The following is a 14722-nucleotide window of genomic DNA, read 5'->3' as shown; positions in this document are numbered from 1 at the left end:
GCGCTTCAAAGGCAAAAGCCGGGCTTGCGGCCCGGCCCTTACTCAACCTCCGCTTCGCCTATGGCTATTTGCACTTGGCGATGGACGACAGCGCCGCCGAAATGCCTTTCAGCGAAAAGACATAGGTGGTGGTGTTGCCGCGGCCGGATTTCGCCTGCACCCTCATGTCGCTGCCGGACTTCATCGCGGCGATGAGCACCGGCTCCTCGGCGGCGTTCTCGACCCAGGCCGACTTGCCGCGGGTGAACATCGAAAAGCTCTTGCCGTCGATGGTGACGGTGGCCTTGGAGTTTTCCTGGAAATTGTAGCCGGCGATGAATTGCGGTTCATAGGACACCTGTTGTCCCGGCCGCTGGCTGACGAAGAAGAACATGTCGCCATGGTCAAGCGTCGGCGGCTGCTTGTCGGTCGGCACGGTCAACACGTAGCAAACCTTGCCGCCCGACGCCTGATAGCTGTAAGTGCCCCAGGCATTGTGCTGGCCGATCTTGGTCGCCGACTGCGCCAGAGCCGGCGCTGTCATGGCCACCACGACCAAGCTCGAAATTGTAGCAATCAATCCGCGCATCGCTTTTCCCATATATGGTGCGGAAGCAGGCCGGCTCGGCGTCCTGCCCGTCGCTTCATTTTGATTTAATCTGGGTTACCAAACGGTGAACTTCCCTTCAGGAAAAGGAGATCCACCCAGGAAACCGCCGCCATCCTTGCGCCCGTCGCTCCAAAAGCGGCAGTTGCAACGTCCCTTTCGCGACTTGGATGCCACGAAAGCGGCAAGAGTTTGACTTTTCTGCCTTATCGCCGGCTCAGCTGTTGTCGGCAATCGCCTGCTTGGCGGCGAGCCGATGCGCGGGTGTGATATGGGCTTTGACGGTGGTGATCGCGGCGGTCAGCACCGCGACGTCGTCGGTAAAGCCCAATCCGAAGACGAAGTCGGGGATGACGTCAGCCGGCATCACGAAATACCCGAGCGCCGCCACCAGGATGCCCTTGGCGCGGAGCGGCGTGTTCTTGTCCATGGCGCAGTAGTAGGCGGCGACCAGCTCTTCCATGAACGGGATCTGCCGGGCAGCCCTCTTGGCCGTGCGCCAGAATTTCTCGCGCACTTCGCTGGCATCGCCCGCCTTGCCGCCAAAGCCGAAGAAATCAAAACCGGATTTTTGCGCCATCACTCTCTCCTTGCCGGCCATCGGGTGGCTCCACGCGCGACCGCGAATGGAAATGTGGTGAAACCAGAACCGGGCTGCAAGATGCTGTCTTTCATGCATGTCGTGAGCTGCGCAACTCGGGTCGAGCCACGGGGCAGGCTTTGGTGCATTGGCTCAGCCGTCGAAATAGCCGTCCATCTTCTTGGCCAGTTCGAAATCGAGCGCGGTCAGGCCGCCGGCATCATGGGTGTTCAGCGTCACGTTCACGGTCTTGTAGACGTTCGACCAGTCGGGGTGATGGTCCATCTTCTCCGCCGCCAGGGCGACGCGGGTCATGAAGGCGAAAGCTTCGGAAAAATTCCTGAAGGTGAAGCTGCGCGCGATCGAACCGCCGTCCTTGGCCAGCGACCAGCCGTCGAGCCCGGCCAGCGCCTCGGCGACCGCCTCCTTGCCCAGTTTCTCTCTCGTCATGGTCGTTTCCCGTGCTATCTGGATTCGCAGTCTTCAGCATAGTGCCGGATCGATGAGCGCAAAGCCGATAAAATCCATTCTCTTCGTCTGTCTCGGCAATATCTGCCGCTCACCGTTGGCGGAGGGCGTGTTGCGCGCCGTCCTGGCGGAGCGCGGTCTCGATCGGGATATCCTGCTTGATTCGGCCGGAACCAGCGACTGGGAAGCCGGCTCGGCACCCGACCCGCGCTCGATGTCGATCGCAGAGCGGCACGGCATCGATATTTCCAGACAGCGGGCGCGCAAGCTGACGCCGGACGATTTCTCGCGTTTCGACCTGATTCTCGCCATGGACCGATCGAATCTCCTGGATTTGAAAGCACTGGTGCCTGCCGCCATGCGCGACCGGGTCCATCTGTTCCTGGAGTTCGCGGAGGGAAGGGTGAGCGACGTGCCGGACCCCTATCACGAGGGGCCGGAGGCGTTTGCCTCGGTCTACCGCATGATCCGCGAAGCGTCGGAGGCGCTGGCGACCCGGCTTGAGGCACGGCTGTCGGCGCCCGACAGCGGCCAGGCCTCCTCGACGATATAGGGTCCGCCGCCGACCGAATCGCGCGACGACATCAGGACGAAGCGGCCGACACGGAAGGGCAGCGTCGAAAAATTGCCGCGTGCCGAAAGATACTGGGCGACGTCGAGCGGGCTCGAATTGCGTAAGCGCGCCAAGGTCACATGCGGCATGAACTTGCGCGGATCGGCGGGGATGCCGAGGCGCTGGCAGATGCGCTCGATTTCGGCTTGCAGTGCCGAAAGATCGGGCGAGGCGGAAACGCCGGCCCATACCGCATGCGGTTTCTTCTGGCCGAAGGCGCCGACGCCGGACAGCGTCAGCGGGAAGGATGGGCGGTGGACTCGGTCGAGCGCGTTGGCGATCTCGTCGGCGACATGGCCCTCGACATCGCCGATGAAGCGCAGCGTCAAATGGTAGTTCTCGACGTCGATCCAGCGGGCCCCGGGCAGGCCGCCCCGGAGCAGGGACAGCGAAAGGGCGGCGTCACGCGGTATTTCGAGGGCGGTGAAAAGACGCGGCATGGCAAGCCTCCTGTCCTCGAATCGAACTCTTGTCCCTAGCGAATCATCGAAAATCAAGCGGGGCAAGCGGTTTGTTGATCGCACCTGGCCTAAATCGCAGGGGAATGCGAAGCCTCATCGAAATTCAGTCCTTCAAGAGTTGCCCTTAACTACGGCAATGGCTTTTTCGACATCCGGCAGTATGCGCTCGACCATGCGGTCGATGCCCTTGGCATTCGGGTGCAGGCCGTCCTCGAGCTGAAAAGTGGCGTCGCCGGCGACGCCGTCGAGGAAGAACGGATAGAGCGGGACGCCGTATTTTGCCGCCAGTTCCGGAAAGATCGCGTCAAAGCCGTTCTGGTAGTCGGCGCCTAGATTGGGTGCGGCGCGCATGCCGGCCAGCAGCACGGCGATCTTGCGCTGCTTCAGCTTCGCCAGCATGGCGTCCAGATTCTTTTGCGTGATGGCGGGAGAAACGCCGCGCAGCATGTCGTTGGCACCGAGTTCGAGGATGACCAGCTGCGTGCCGTCCGGCACCGACCAGTCGAGCCGCGACAGGCCGCCACTCGACGTATCGCCGGAGACACCGGCATTGGTGACGGTCACATCGTGGCCCTTGGCGCGAAGTGCTGCCTCAAGTTTCTGGGTGAAGCCTTCGTCCGGCCCGAGGCCAAAGCCCGCCATCAGGCTGTCCCCGAAACCGACGATCTTCAGGGGCTCGGCGCGCGCCGACGAAATGGCGCCGGAAATTCCAAGGAAAAGGATCAAGGCTGCGGCAAGTGTGTGTTTGAAAGCCATGCGGCAGGCCCCATATGACGAAGGACATTTATTGGCGGCAGGCAGAATTCCAGCCTGCCCTATCCCATATAGGACGATTTTATTTTGACAGAAGCCGTCATCGCGCTGAAAAACGTATCGCTGACGCTCGGCGAAGGAGCGTCTTCCGTCCATGTGCTGAAAGGTGTCAGCCTCGATGTGGCTGCCGGAGAGGCGACCGGCATCGTCGGCCCTTCTGGCTCGGGAAAGTCGACGCTGCTGATGGTCCTTGCCGGCTTGGAAAAGGTCGATTCGGGTACGGTACGAATTGCGGGAGAATTGCTGAACGGCAAGAGTGAAGATCAGATCGCATCGTTTCGGGGGCGAAATATTGGCATCGTATTCCAGTCCTTCCACCTCATCCCCAATATGACGGCGCTCGAAAATGTCGCAGTTCCGCTGGAACTGGCCGGCCATAGCGATCCGTTCGGGGTGGCGGCGCGGGAGCTGGAGGCGGTGGGCTTGAGCGACCGCGTCACTCATTATCCCGGCGAATTGTCCGGCGGCGAACAGCAGCGTGTGGCGATTGCCCGGGCGCTGGCGCCTTCGCCGCGCATTCTGATCGCCGACGAGCCGACCGGCAATCTTGACCAGACAACGGGGCGGCAGGTCGCCGATCTTCTGTTCGCCAAGGCGGCCGAGCGCGGCATGACGCTGGTGCTGGTCACTCATGATCCGGCGCTCGCCGCACGCTGCTCCCGGCAGGTATCGATGCGGTCGGGCCGGATCGAGGACGCGCCAGAACCAGCTCTAAAGCCCGGTAAGGTGCCGGCCTGATGCCGCTGTCGCGCACGCTGAAGCTCGCCTTCCGCTTCTCGCTGCGCGAGATGCGCGGCGGGCTGTCCGGCTTCCTGATCTTCCTTGCCTGCATTGCGCTCGGTGTCGCGGCGATCGGCGGCGTCAACTCGGTGGCCCGGGCGATTACCGCCGGTGTCGCCAACGAAGGCCAGTCGCTGCTCGGCGGCGATCTTCGTTTTCAGCTCAATCAGCGCGCCGCGACGCAAGCCGAGCATGTCTTTCTTAACGGGCTGGGCACGGTCTCGCACAGCGCCAACATGCGCTCGATGGCGCGGCTCGAGGACGGTTCCGACCAGGCGCTGGTCGAGGCCAAGGCCGTCGACGGCGCCTATCCGCTGTATGGCGCGCTGGAAACCGAGCCGGCGCTGTCGAAGCAGGAATTGTTCGGCGAACAATCCGGTGTTTTCGGCGCCGCCGCACCCGATCTTTTGTTCGATCGGCTGAACCTTGAAATCGGCGACCGGCTGAAGCTGGGCAGCGCCACCTTCGAACTGCGCGCCAGGCTCGTCAACGAGCCGGACGCGGTGTCCGACGGGTTCGGCTTTGCGCCGCGGCTGATGGTCTCGACGCAAGGGCTTGCCGCTTCCGGGCTGATCCAGCCCGGCAGCCTGGTCGAAAATGCCTATAAGATCCGCCTGCCCAGCGGCGCCAGCGAAGCGCGTATCAAGGCGATCCAGGATCAGGCCGGGGAGGATTTTCCCGAGGCCGGCTGGTCGATCCGCACGCGCAGCAACGCGGCACCGGCGTTGTCTTCCAACATCGAACGGTTCTCGCAGTTCCTGACGCTGGTCGGGCTGACGGCGCTGGTGGTCGGCGGCGTTGGCGTGGCCAATGCGGTGCGCGCCTATCTCGACGGCAAGCGCGGGGTCATAGCCACCTTCAAGAGCCTGGGGGCATCGGGCGGTTTCGTCTTTGCCGTCTACCTCGTGCAGATCCTGATGATCGCCGCCCTTGGCATCACGCTCGGCGTCGTGCTTGGCGCGCTGATGCCGTTCGCGGCGAGTGCGGCGCTCCAGTCGATCATTCCGGTGCCGGCGGAAGGTGGGTTCTATCCCGGCGCGCTCGGCATGGCGGCGCTGTTCGGGCTGCTGGTGACGCTGACTTTTGCCTTGCTGCCGCTCGGCCGTGCGCGCGACGTGCCGGCGACGGCGCTGTTTCGCGAAATGGGTTTTGAGGGCCGCGGTTTTCCGCGCCCGCTCTACACGGCGGCGTCGCTCGGCATCGCGATGCTCCTGGCGGCGCTGGCCATTCTGTTTTCCGGCGACCGCTATATCGCCTCGATCTTCGTCGGCGCCACCATTTTTGCTTTCCTGGTGCTGCGCATCGTCGGCGCGCTGGTGCAGTGGGCCGCCAAAAAGAGCCCCCGCGTTGGCTCGACGGTGCTCAGGCTCGCCATCGGCAACATCCATCGGCCGGGTGCCTTGACGCCATCGGTGGTGCTGTCGCTGGGACTGGGGCTGACGCTTCTGGTGACGCTGGCGCTGATCGACGGCAATCTCAGGCGGCAGATTTCCGGCAGCCTGCCGGAACGGGCGCCGAACTTCTTCTTCGTCGACATCCAGAGCAGCGATGTCGATGCGTTCTCGGCGCTGGTCGGCAAGGAGGCACCGCAAGGCACGCTGGTCAAGGTGCCGATGTTGCGCGGCCGGGTGATGGCGCTGAACGGCGTCGACGTCGACAAGGTCAAAGTTCCGGCGGAAGGAGCCTGGGTGCTGCGCGGCGATCGCGGGCTGACCTACGAGGCCAGCATTCCCGCGAATGCGACGCTGACCGAAGGCACATGGTGGCCGGACAATTATGCCGGCGAGCCGCTGGTATCGTTTTCGGCCGAGGAAGGCAAAGAGATCGGGCTGAAACTCGGCGACACCATCACCGTCAACGTGCTTGGCCGCAACGTGACGGCGAAGATCGCCAATTTCCGCCAGGTCGAGTGGGAGACGATGGGCATCAACTTCGTCATGGTGTTCTCGCCCAGCACATTTGCCGGCGCGCCGCATAGCTGGCTGGCGACGCTGACCGAAAAGGGCGCGTCGCCGGCCGACGATGCCCGTCTTCTCAACGCGGTCACCCGTGCTTTTCCCGCAGTGACGACAGTCAGGGTCAAGGACGCGCTCGACATCGTCAACCGGCTGGTGGCGCAACTCGGCACCGCGATCAGGGCCGCGGCCGGCGTGGCGCTGATCGCCTCGGTGCTGGTTCTGGCCGGGGCGCTGGCCGCCGGCAACCGCGCCCGCATCCACGATGCGGTGGTGCTGAAGACGCTGGGCGCCACCAGGAAGACGCTGATCGCGGCCTTTTCGCTGGAATATATGCTGATCGGCCTCGCCACCGCGATTTTCGCGCTGGCGGCAGGCGGGATTGCGGCGTGGTTCGTTGTCGCGCGCGTCATGACGCTGCCGTCGCATTTCATGCCTGATGTGGCGGTGGCGACCATCGTCTTTGCGCTGGTGGTCACGGTCGGGATCGGCCTCGCCGGCACCTGGCGGGTGCTGGGCCACAAGGCGGCGCCGGTGCTGCGCAATCTCTGATCTGCAAGCATATACAGGCTCAACGCGACCAGGATTCGGTTAAATCTTGTTAATGTTGGCTTCGGAAGGCCGATAAATGCAGATTTTCGCGTCTTCACGAAGCATTACATTCGGTTACGGTCTTGTTCTTGACGCCAATAACCATCATATTTCGCCACAGGCATGCTGGAGCCCCGCCAGCGGCGCCGCGGTCAAAATGGACCGGACACCGGACGGGGCAGAAGCAATATGAGGATTTCAATGGCTGAACCCGTTCGCAATTATCAGACGCGTGCCGTGCCCGGCGCCGGCGTCGATGCTGCTATCGACCAGGGCCTGCGCGCCTATATGATCAAAGTCTACAATCTGATGGGGCTTGGCCTCCTCATCACCGGCCTCGCCGCGGTCGGAACGATCATGCTGGCCACCACCACCGATCCGGCTTCGGCGGTCGCCACGCTGCCGAACGGCGACATGCTGACCTCCTTCGGCTACGCGATCTTCGGCTCGCCGCTGAAATGGCTGGTGATCTTTGCCCCGCTCGCCGCCGTGCTGTTCCTGTCGTTCCGCGTCCAGTCGATGAGCGTTTCTGCCGCGCAGACGACGTTCTGGGTCTATGCCGGCCTGGTCGGCCTGTCGCTGTCGTCGATCTTCTTGGTCTACACCACCGCCAGTATTTCGCAGACCTTCTTCGCCACTGCGGCCGCCTTCGGCGGGCTGTCGCTCTACGGCTACACGACCAAGCGCGACCTTTCTGCGTTCGGTTCGTTCCTTGTCATGGGCCTGGTCGGTCTGATCATCGCGATGGTGATCAACATCTTCCTGCAGTCGTCGGCGCTTTCCTTCGCCGTGTCGGCGATCGGCGTGCTGATCTTCGCAGGCCTCACCGCCTACGACACGCAGAACATTAAGGAGATGTATTTCGAGGGCGACGAGACTGATGTCGCCGGCCGTAAGGCGATCATGGGCGCTCTGAGGCTCTATCTCGACTTCATCAACCTGTTCATGTTCCTGCTGCAGTTCATGGGCGACCGTCGCTAACAGGCGATCTGCTGGACCAGCGATTTTGGAAAGGGCGGCTCAACGCCGCCCTTTCCTTTTGTGCCGGCCTTTGCTCTGATGGAAGGCAGATCAACGACTTGCATAAATTATGAGCAGCATCACGATACGGGCCGCGACTTCGGCCGATCTCGATCGGATCACGGATATCTATGCCGATGCGGTGACCCATGGCACGGCGAGCTACGAACTGGAGCCGCCTGATCGCGCCGAGATGGGCCAACGCTTCGACAGTTTGATAGCGGGCGGCTTTCCATATCTGGTGGCGGAAAAAGACGGCATTGTGCTCGGCTATGCCTATGCCGGTGCCTTCCGGGCGCGCCCTGCGTACCGCTTTGTCGTCGAGGATTCCGTCTATGTCGCGCCGGAGGCCAAGGGCCATGGCATCGGATTCAAGCTGATGCAAGGGCTGATCGAGGCGGCCGCTGCAGCGGGCTTCCGCCAGATCATCGCGGTGATCGGCGACGGTCGGCCGGACAGTGCCTCGGTGCGGCTGCATGAAAAGCTCGGCTTTCGCCATTCGGGCCGCCTGGAAGGCTCCGGCTACAAGCACGGACGCTGGCTCGACACTGTGTTCATGCAACTGCCGATCAATGACGGAGCTCTGGTTCCGCCCGATCCCAACTCGTTGCCGGAACGGAGATTCCGCCAGCAGCAATAAGTAGTTAGGCCTCGACCACCTTCAGCGTGCGGTCGAAGACGCCAAGCACGCGGCCAAGTTCCTGGCCGCGCTTGAGGATGCGTCCGCCGGCGGCAATGACGGCGAATGCGCCTTGCCGGCGCGCCAGCTTCGGATCCTTGACGATCTGGAACAGCGGCACCTCGCTGGTGCGACGGAACACGGAAAAGACGGCGCGGTCGGTGAGATGGTCGATGGCGTAGTCGCGCCATTCATTGGCAGCGACCATGCGCCCGTAAAGCCTCAGGATCTGGTCCAGTTCGCGCCGATCGAACCGCACGGGCTGGTCGAGGCGTTCGCGTCTTGCCTCATGCAGCGGGATCAGTATTGCGGATGCGTCCCCATCCTCCGTCCCACTGCCGTGATCAGTCATGCCTCGATCCCTTCGAATGAATCTTACGCCAACCAAAGTTGGCGCTTTCGCCGTGGAATTGCAAGCCCAGCCGGACAATGGCGGCGGCGCACCGTTTCCGCAGTGTCCAGTCACGTTTGTAAAACGCCCGTTGGAATTGGTGATGCTTCGCCACAATCCTGCCATCTTTTATCCGCGCTCATGCCCCAATGTCCGACGAATTTACGGGTGTTGCCTGAGACGGTTCGGTCCGGCACTGGCTCGTAAACCCCAAGCCCCCCGCCCACGGGTCTGCGTCGGATCGAACCAACCTCGGTTTTTCCCTGAGAAAAATCGGGTGCGACGATCCCAAAACCTAAATGACCGGCGTCAGAAGCAAGCTGACGCCGGTTTTTTATGCCTGGATGGAAGTGGATAGCGCATTGCGTTTTGGGGGAACCAAAACCGCGCTCTCTCTACTATTTAACGCATTTTGTCGGACGCCAAACGAAGACGTTTGGCTGCAAAATGCTATGGGCGAGAATGCGCAGCCGGTAAAGGCTTGTGGATTAAGGCGGCGCCCAGAATGGGGCCCGGCAAGCCGTCCTTGCCCACCGATTGCAGCAGCACGGCGCAGCCGCCTTTCTTGGAGATCACACTCATCGGCAATTCGTAGCGCTGCGCCTTGCCGTGCCACATCCCGGCGGTCTGGATGCCGGAGACGGCGTTCCAGTAGGTCATGCTGCGGCCGGTGTTTTCGCCCTTGCCGATCTTGATCGACTGCGGCGGGTCGAAATAGACGATGACGACATGGGCATCGCTGGGGCCGGTCCCGGCATCGCCGGCGTCGATCGTGACGCGGTCGCTGGTCCGGCTGACCTTGATGCTGACCCGCATGCCTTCGCCTGATCTCTCCATGCGGGCGAGCGCGCCGTCGACTTCCTTGCGGCTGGCGCCGCTGACATGGCTGCGGCCATTGATGACGGCCTGCGGCGTGTAGACCGAGCGGCTGCCGAAGGCACGCATATACTCATATTGCCGCTCGGTGTTCTCCTTGCGGCTCAGCGTGTCCTTCCAACCGAGATAATCCCAGTAGTCGACATGATAGGCGAGTGCGACGATGTTCTCCTTGGTGGCAAGCTCGGCGAAGAATTCATCGGCCGGCAGGCAGGAATTGCAGCCTTGGCTGGTGAAGAGCTCGACCACGCCCAAGGGTTGGTCAGTCGAGGCTTTGTCAGCCTGGGGCTTGCCGGCCTCGCCGGCAAGCGCATTACCGGCTAGTCCAGCGCCGGCAAACACCGAGAGGGCCAGCGCAAACGCCGCAAGCCGCAATGGTCTTCGAGGTGTCATAGCCGTTTCGACTCCCGCCGGTGATGGCCTGCTTTATTCTGATTGGCGAAATATGTGGCAGAAGCGGCAGTCAACGGGAAGTCACGTTGCGGTGAAACTTTACCGTTGTAACCAACTGCAAGGGCGCAATACGACGGGCTACACTTCTGGGTAGATACAGATTCGGGCAACAATCAGCATGTGGCAAACTCTCCTGACGCCGGTCGACCTGTACTGCGAGCGGGTCGGGCCGGAGCTCTGGGCCGAGCCGGTCAACGCACTGACCAATCTGGCTTTTCTCGTCGCCGGGCTGTGGGGTGTCCGAGAGGTGCGCCGGCGTGGCACCGGCATCTTCGCCGAAGTGCTGGCCTGGTGGGTGGTGGCGATCGGCGTCGGCTCGGCGCTGTTCCACACCTTTGCCAACCATGGCACGGTCTGGGCCGACGTGCTGCCGATCGCCGGGTTCACGCTGGCCTACACGCTGTTCAACCTGCGCCGTTTCCTCGGCATGAAATGGGGCAAGGCGATCGCCATCTTCGTCGCCTTCTATGCCGTCACCGGGTTATTGACCTGGGCCGTGCCGGACTGGCTGCGCCAGGCATCGAACGGCACGACCGGCTATCTGCCGCCCTTCCTGGCGCTCGCCTTCTTCGGCGTCTTAGTGGCGGCGAGCGGCAACCGCGCCGGCTGGTACAATCTGGCAGGCTCGGCGATCTTCGTCGTGTCGGTCATCTTCAGGATGATCGATCCGCTGGTCTGCGGCAGCTTCCCGCTCGGGACGCATTTCCTGTGGCACATCCTCAACGGGCTGATGCTCGGTGTGCTGCTGGCGGCGGCGGCGCGGTTTGGGAAGACAGTAGGCAGTAGGCAGTAGTCCTATTCCCTACTGCCCAAGCCCTATTCCCTTGCTGCTTAAGCAGCCAGATCGCGCAGCACATATTGCAGGATGCCGCCGTTCTTGAAGTAGTCGAGCTCGTCCAGTGTATCGATGCGGCAGATGATCGGAATGTTCTTCACCCTGCCGTCGCCATAGGTGATCTTCGCGACCATCTTCTGGCGCGGCTTGATGGCACTCAGTCCGTCGATCTCGACCAGTTCGTCGCCCTTGAGGTTGAGCGACGCCCATGAGGTGCCCTCCTCGAAGACGAAGGGGATGACGCCCATGCCAACCAGGTTCGAGCGGTGGATGCGCTCAAACGACTGAGCGATGACGGCGCGAACGCCCAGGAGGTTGGTGCCCTTGGCAGCCCAGTCGCGCGACGAGCCGTTGCCGTATTCGACACCGGCGAAGATGACCAGCGGCACGCCTTCCTTCTTGTACTCCATGGCGGCGTCGTAGATCGATTTCTCTTCCTTCGACGGATAGTGGATGGTGTAGCCGCCCTCGCGGCCGTTCTCGCCCAGCATGTGGTTGCGGATGCGGATGTTGGCGAAGGTGCCGCGCATCATCACCTCGTGATTGCCGCGCCGTGTGCCGTACTGGTTGAAGTCGGCAACGCCGACGCCATGGTCGGTTAAGTATTTGCCGGCCGGCGAGGCCGCCTTGATCGAGCCGGCCGGCGAGATATGGTCGGTGGTGATCTTGTCGCCGAACAGGCCGAGCACCCGGGCGCCCTTGATGTCGCCGATTGACCCGAAGCCTGATGTCATCCCGGCAAAATAAGGCGGGTTCTGCACATAGGTCGAATGGTCGTCCCATGCGTAGGTTTGGCCTTCCGGCGCCTTGACGTTCTGCCAGTATTCGTCGCCCTTGAAGACGTCGGCATATTTGCGGGCGAACAGTTCGCGCGTCACATTCTTCTCGATGAATTCCTGGATCTCGACCGAGCTCGGCCAGATGTCCCGGAGGTAGACCGGGTTGCCGTCACGGTCCTCGCCGAGCGGCTCCGTGGTCAGATCCTTGGTCACGGTCCCGGCCAGCGCGTGGGCGACGACCAGCGGCGGCGAAGCGAGGTAGTTCGCCTGCACGTCGGGCGAGACGCGGCCCTCGAAATTGCGGTTGCCGGAAAGCACCGCGGCAGCAATCAAACCTTTATCGTTGATGGTCTTGGAGATCGGCGCCGGCAACGGGCCGGAATTGCCGATGCAGGTGGTGCAGCCGAAGCCGACCAGGTTGAAGCCGATCTGGTCGAGTTCCTTCTGCAGGCCGGATTTCTCCAGATATTCGGCGACGACCTGGCTGCCCGGCGCCAGCGATGTCTTGACCCACGGCTTCTGCTTAAGCCCGAGCCGGTTGGCGTTGCGCGCCAAAAGCCCGGCGCCGATCAGCACGCTCGGGTTCGAGGTGTTGGTGCAGGAGGTGATGGCGGCAATGACGACGTCGCCATGGCCAAGGTCGTAGTCCGTGCCCTCGACGGCATAGCGCTTGTCGATTTCGGCGGCCTTCCTGTATTCGGTTTCCATCGCCTTGGCGAAGCCGGTCGGAATGTCTTCCAGTGCTACGCGGCCTTCCGGACGCTTGGGGCCGGCCATCGACGGCACGACACTGCCGAGATCAAGCTCGAGCAGGTCGGTGAAGACCGGGTCGGCCGAGCCGGTATCGCGCCACATGCCTTGCGCCTTGGCGTATGCCTCGACCAGCGCAATGCGGTTTTCCTCGCGGCCGGACATGGTGAGGTAGCGGATGGTTTCGCCATCAACCGGGAAGAAGCCGCAGGTGGCGCCATATTCGGGCGCCATGTTGCCGATAGTAGCGCGGTCGGCCAGCGTCATGTTGGACAGACCCGGACCGAAGAACTCGACGAATTTGCCGACGACGCCCTTCTTGCGCAGCATCTGAGTGACGGTGAGCACGAGGTCGGTGGCGGTGACGCCTTCCCTCAGTCTGCCGGTAAGGCGGAAGCCGATGACTTCGGGCAACAGCATGGAGACGGGCTGGCCGAGCATGGCGGCCTCGGCCTCGATGCCGCCGACGCCCCAGCCGAGCACGCCAAGGCCGTTGATCATGGTGGTGTGCGAATCGGTGCCGACGCAGGTATCGGGGTAGGCGGTGGTTTCGCCGCCTTCAGTGTTGGTCCACACGACCTGGCCGAGATATTCGAGATTGACCTGGTGGCAGATGCCGGTGCCGGGCGGCACGACGCGGAAATTGCGGAAGGCCTGCTGGCCCCATTTGAGGAATTTGTAGCGCTCCTCGTTGCGCTCGTACTCAAGCTCGACATTGCGGGCGAAAGCCAGCGGCGTGCCGAATTCATCGACGATGACCGAGTGGTCGATGACCAGGTCGACCGGCACCAGCGGATTGATCTTTTGCGGGTTGCCGCCGAGCGAGGCCATGGCATCGCGCATGGCGGCCAGGTCGACCACGGCCGGAACGCCGGTAAAATCCTGCATCAGCACACGGGCCGGGCGATAGGCAATCTCGACGCCCGCGGTTCCCCTGTCGGTCAGCCAGCCGGCGACCGCCTGGATGCTCTCCTTGGTGACGGAGCGGCCGTCTTCGTTGCGCAGCAGGTTCTCCAGCAGCACCTTCATCGAATAGGGCAACTGGGCGATACCGGTGAGGCCGTTCTTCTCGGCCTCTATGAGGTCGTAATAGACATACTCGGCGCCGCCAGCGGTCAGCGTGCGGCGGCAATTGAAACTATCGAGGGATTTTGACACGTGCGGTCCGTCCTTGTCTGTTCAGCCTGAAAGGGAACGGACGCCGATGGCATGCAATCACGCGCAAAGGTGCGGGTACGGCCATTTCCGCTGTCCGTTCCCAGCCAACCCGAGCCGTTCAAGGCGGCGCGTGCGCTGGTTCGGCGCTAATTCTGTTCCCGTGCCGACCGCTGGCACGGATGACCCGCATATAGAGAATTTCCTGGAATAGTTCTAGACACGGAATCGCCATTTTTGTTGCGGCGCACCGAAGCCGCGCTAGGACTTTCGGCGAAGGGGAATGAATGCGGCTGATCGCCGAAAATCTGGGCGGAGAACGCGGCGGCGAGGCGGTCTTTTCCGGCATCGGCTTTGCCCTTGAGAAAGGCCAGGCGCTGATCGTCACCGGGCCGAACGGCGCCGGGAAATCGACGCTGCTCAGGGTCGTCGCCGGGCTGCTGCCGGTGGCGGCAGGCGGTTTGCTTTTCGAAGGCGGCGGCGAGGATTTTCCGTCGGTCGCCTCGGCTTGCCACTATCTCGGCCACCAGAACGCGATGAAGACGGCGCTGAGCGTGGCGGAAAATCTGCGCTTCTGGGGCGATTTTTCGGGCGCGGATTTTTTGAGCGCTGAAGCGGCGCTGGAAATGGTCGGGCTTGATGGTATCGGCCATCTGCCGTTCGGCTATCTCTCCACCGGGCAACGCCGCCGCGCGGCGATCGCAAAGCTGCTGGTCAGTCGGCGACCGCTGTGGCTGCTCGACGAGCCGACGGCCGGGCTGGACAAGGCTTCGGAAGAGCGATTCGCCCGATTGATGACGCAGCATTGCGGAGAAGGCGGGATAGTCATTGCGGCAACGCATTTGCCATTGGGGCTCGACGGGGCACAAGCGCTGGTGATGGGGGAAACTGGGTAATGTCGGCATTCCTTCGCGCCCCCCTCTGTCCTGGGCAAGGG

General features: G+C 62.7%; 15 protein-coding genes. 7 read left to right on the top strand and 8 right to left on the bottom strand.

Annotation, left to right across the window (positions count from 1 at the left end):
• Positions 1-64: 64 nt before the first annotated feature.
• From EOA78_RS08800 to EOA78_RS08790, 3 genes are all read right to left on the bottom strand, one after another.
• On the bottom strand, positions 65-568 hold the full coding sequence (locus EOA78_RS08800) for an invasion associated locus B family protein (protein ID WP_127314806.1): 504 nt from the start codon (positions 566-568) through the stop codon (positions 65-67).
• 235 nt (positions 569-803) lie between these two features.
• Positions 804-1166, bottom strand: coding sequence for a YkvA family protein (locus tag EOA78_RS08795; protein ID WP_127314805.1), 363 nt, complete (start codon positions 1164-1166; stop codon positions 804-806).
• A gap of 153 nt (positions 1167-1319) precedes the next feature.
• Positions 1320-1616 carry a 4a-hydroxytetrahydrobiopterin dehydratase gene (locus tag EOA78_RS08790; protein WP_127314804.1) on the bottom strand — a complete coding sequence of 99 codons (297 nt, stop codon included), beginning with the start codon at positions 1614-1616 and terminating at the stop codon, positions 1320-1322.
• A gap of 52 nt (positions 1617-1668) precedes the next feature.
• Between EOA78_RS08790 and EOA78_RS08785 the strand changes: the two genes are divergently transcribed.
• Positions 1669-2187 carry a low molecular weight protein-tyrosine-phosphatase gene (locus tag EOA78_RS08785; protein WP_127314803.1) on the top strand — a complete coding sequence of 173 codons (519 nt, stop codon included), beginning with the start codon at positions 1669-1671 and terminating at the stop codon, positions 2185-2187.
• Here EOA78_RS08785 and thpR read toward each other — a convergent pair.
• Both thpR and EOA78_RS08775 read right to left on the bottom strand, forming a co-directional pair.
• Positions 2091-2687, bottom strand: coding sequence for an RNA 2',3'-cyclic phosphodiesterase (thpR, locus tag EOA78_RS08780; protein WP_127314802.1), 597 nt, complete (start codon positions 2685-2687; stop codon positions 2091-2093). The two genes, EOA78_RS08785 and thpR, sit on opposite strands and share 97 nt — an antisense overlap.
• 132 nt (positions 2688-2819) lie before the next feature.
• A complete protein-coding gene (locus tag EOA78_RS08775; protein WP_127314801.1) occupies positions 2820-3464 on the bottom strand; it encodes an arylesterase in 645 nt (214 codons plus the stop codon).
• An 84-nt stretch (positions 3465-3548) separates the two neighbouring features.
• Here EOA78_RS08775 and EOA78_RS08770 point away from each other — a divergent pair, with 84 nt between their 5' ends.
• The 4 genes from EOA78_RS08770 to EOA78_RS08755 all read left to right on the top strand — a co-directional run bounded on the left by EOA78_RS08770 (position 3549) and on the right by EOA78_RS08755 (position 8507).
• Positions 3549-4259, top strand: a complete 711-nt coding sequence (locus EOA78_RS08770) for an ABC transporter ATP-binding protein (protein ID WP_127314800.1) — start codon at positions 3549-3551, stop codon at positions 4257-4259.
• Positions 4259-6808 (top strand): ABC transporter permease, encoded by a 2550-nt coding sequence (locus EOA78_RS08765; RefSeq protein WP_127314799.1) that lies wholly within the window; start codon positions 4259-4261, stop codon positions 6806-6808. Before EOA78_RS08770 ends, EOA78_RS08765 begins: the two co-directional genes overlap by 1 nt.
• Before the next feature lie 240 nt (positions 6809-7048).
• Complete coding sequence (locus tag EOA78_RS08760; RefSeq protein ID WP_127314798.1) at positions 7049-7828, top strand: Bax inhibitor-1/YccA family protein; 780 nt, start codon at positions 7049-7051, stop codon at positions 7826-7828.
• A 109-nt stretch (positions 7829-7937) separates the two neighbouring features.
• A complete protein-coding gene (locus tag EOA78_RS08755; RefSeq protein WP_127314797.1) occupies positions 7938-8507 on the top strand; it encodes a GNAT family N-acetyltransferase in 570 nt (189 codons plus the stop codon).
• A 4-nt stretch (positions 8508-8511) separates the two neighbouring features.
• Here the strand turns inward: EOA78_RS08755 and EOA78_RS08750 are convergent, their stop codons facing one another.
• Complete coding sequence (locus EOA78_RS08750; protein WP_127314796.1) at positions 8512-8898, bottom strand: DUF2794 domain-containing protein; 387 nt, start codon at positions 8896-8898, stop codon at positions 8512-8514.
• Between the two features lie 489 nt (positions 8899-9387).
• Positions 9388-10206: a thioredoxin family protein gene (locus tag EOA78_RS08745; protein WP_127314795.1), complete on the bottom strand. Its 819-nt coding sequence runs from the start codon at positions 10204-10206 to the stop codon at positions 9388-9390.
• 178 nt (positions 10207-10384) lie between these two features.
• Here EOA78_RS08745 and EOA78_RS08740 point away from each other — a divergent pair, with 178 nt between their 5' ends.
• Positions 10385-11059 (top strand): ceramidase domain-containing protein, encoded by a 675-nt coding sequence (locus EOA78_RS08740; RefSeq protein WP_127314794.1) that lies wholly within the window; start codon positions 10385-10387, stop codon positions 11057-11059.
• A 38-nt stretch (positions 11060-11097) separates the two neighbouring features.
• Here the strand turns inward: EOA78_RS08740 and acnA are convergent, their stop codons facing one another.
• Complete coding sequence (gene acnA / locus EOA78_RS08735; RefSeq protein WP_127314793.1) at positions 11098-13788, bottom strand: aconitate hydratase AcnA; 2691 nt, start codon at positions 13786-13788, stop codon at positions 11098-11100.
• A gap of 284 nt (positions 13789-14072) precedes the next feature.
• Here acnA and ccmA point away from each other — a divergent pair, with 284 nt between their 5' ends.
• Entirely contained in the window at positions 14073-14681 is a 609-nt protein-coding gene (gene ccmA, locus EOA78_RS08730; RefSeq protein ID WP_127314792.1) for a heme ABC exporter ATP-binding protein CcmA, read from the top strand.
• The last annotated feature ends 41 nt before the right edge of the window (positions 14682-14722 follow it).

The sequence above is a fragment of the Mesorhizobium sp. M5C.F.Cr.IN.023.01.1.1 genome, assembly GCF_003997585.1.
GTDB classification, from domain to species: domain Bacteria; phylum Pseudomonadota; class Alphaproteobacteria; order Rhizobiales; family Rhizobiaceae; genus Mesorhizobium; species Mesorhizobium wenxiniae.
Note: the sequence above shows the minus strand (reverse complement) of the source record. Positions and strands in the feature narration are given on the sequence as shown.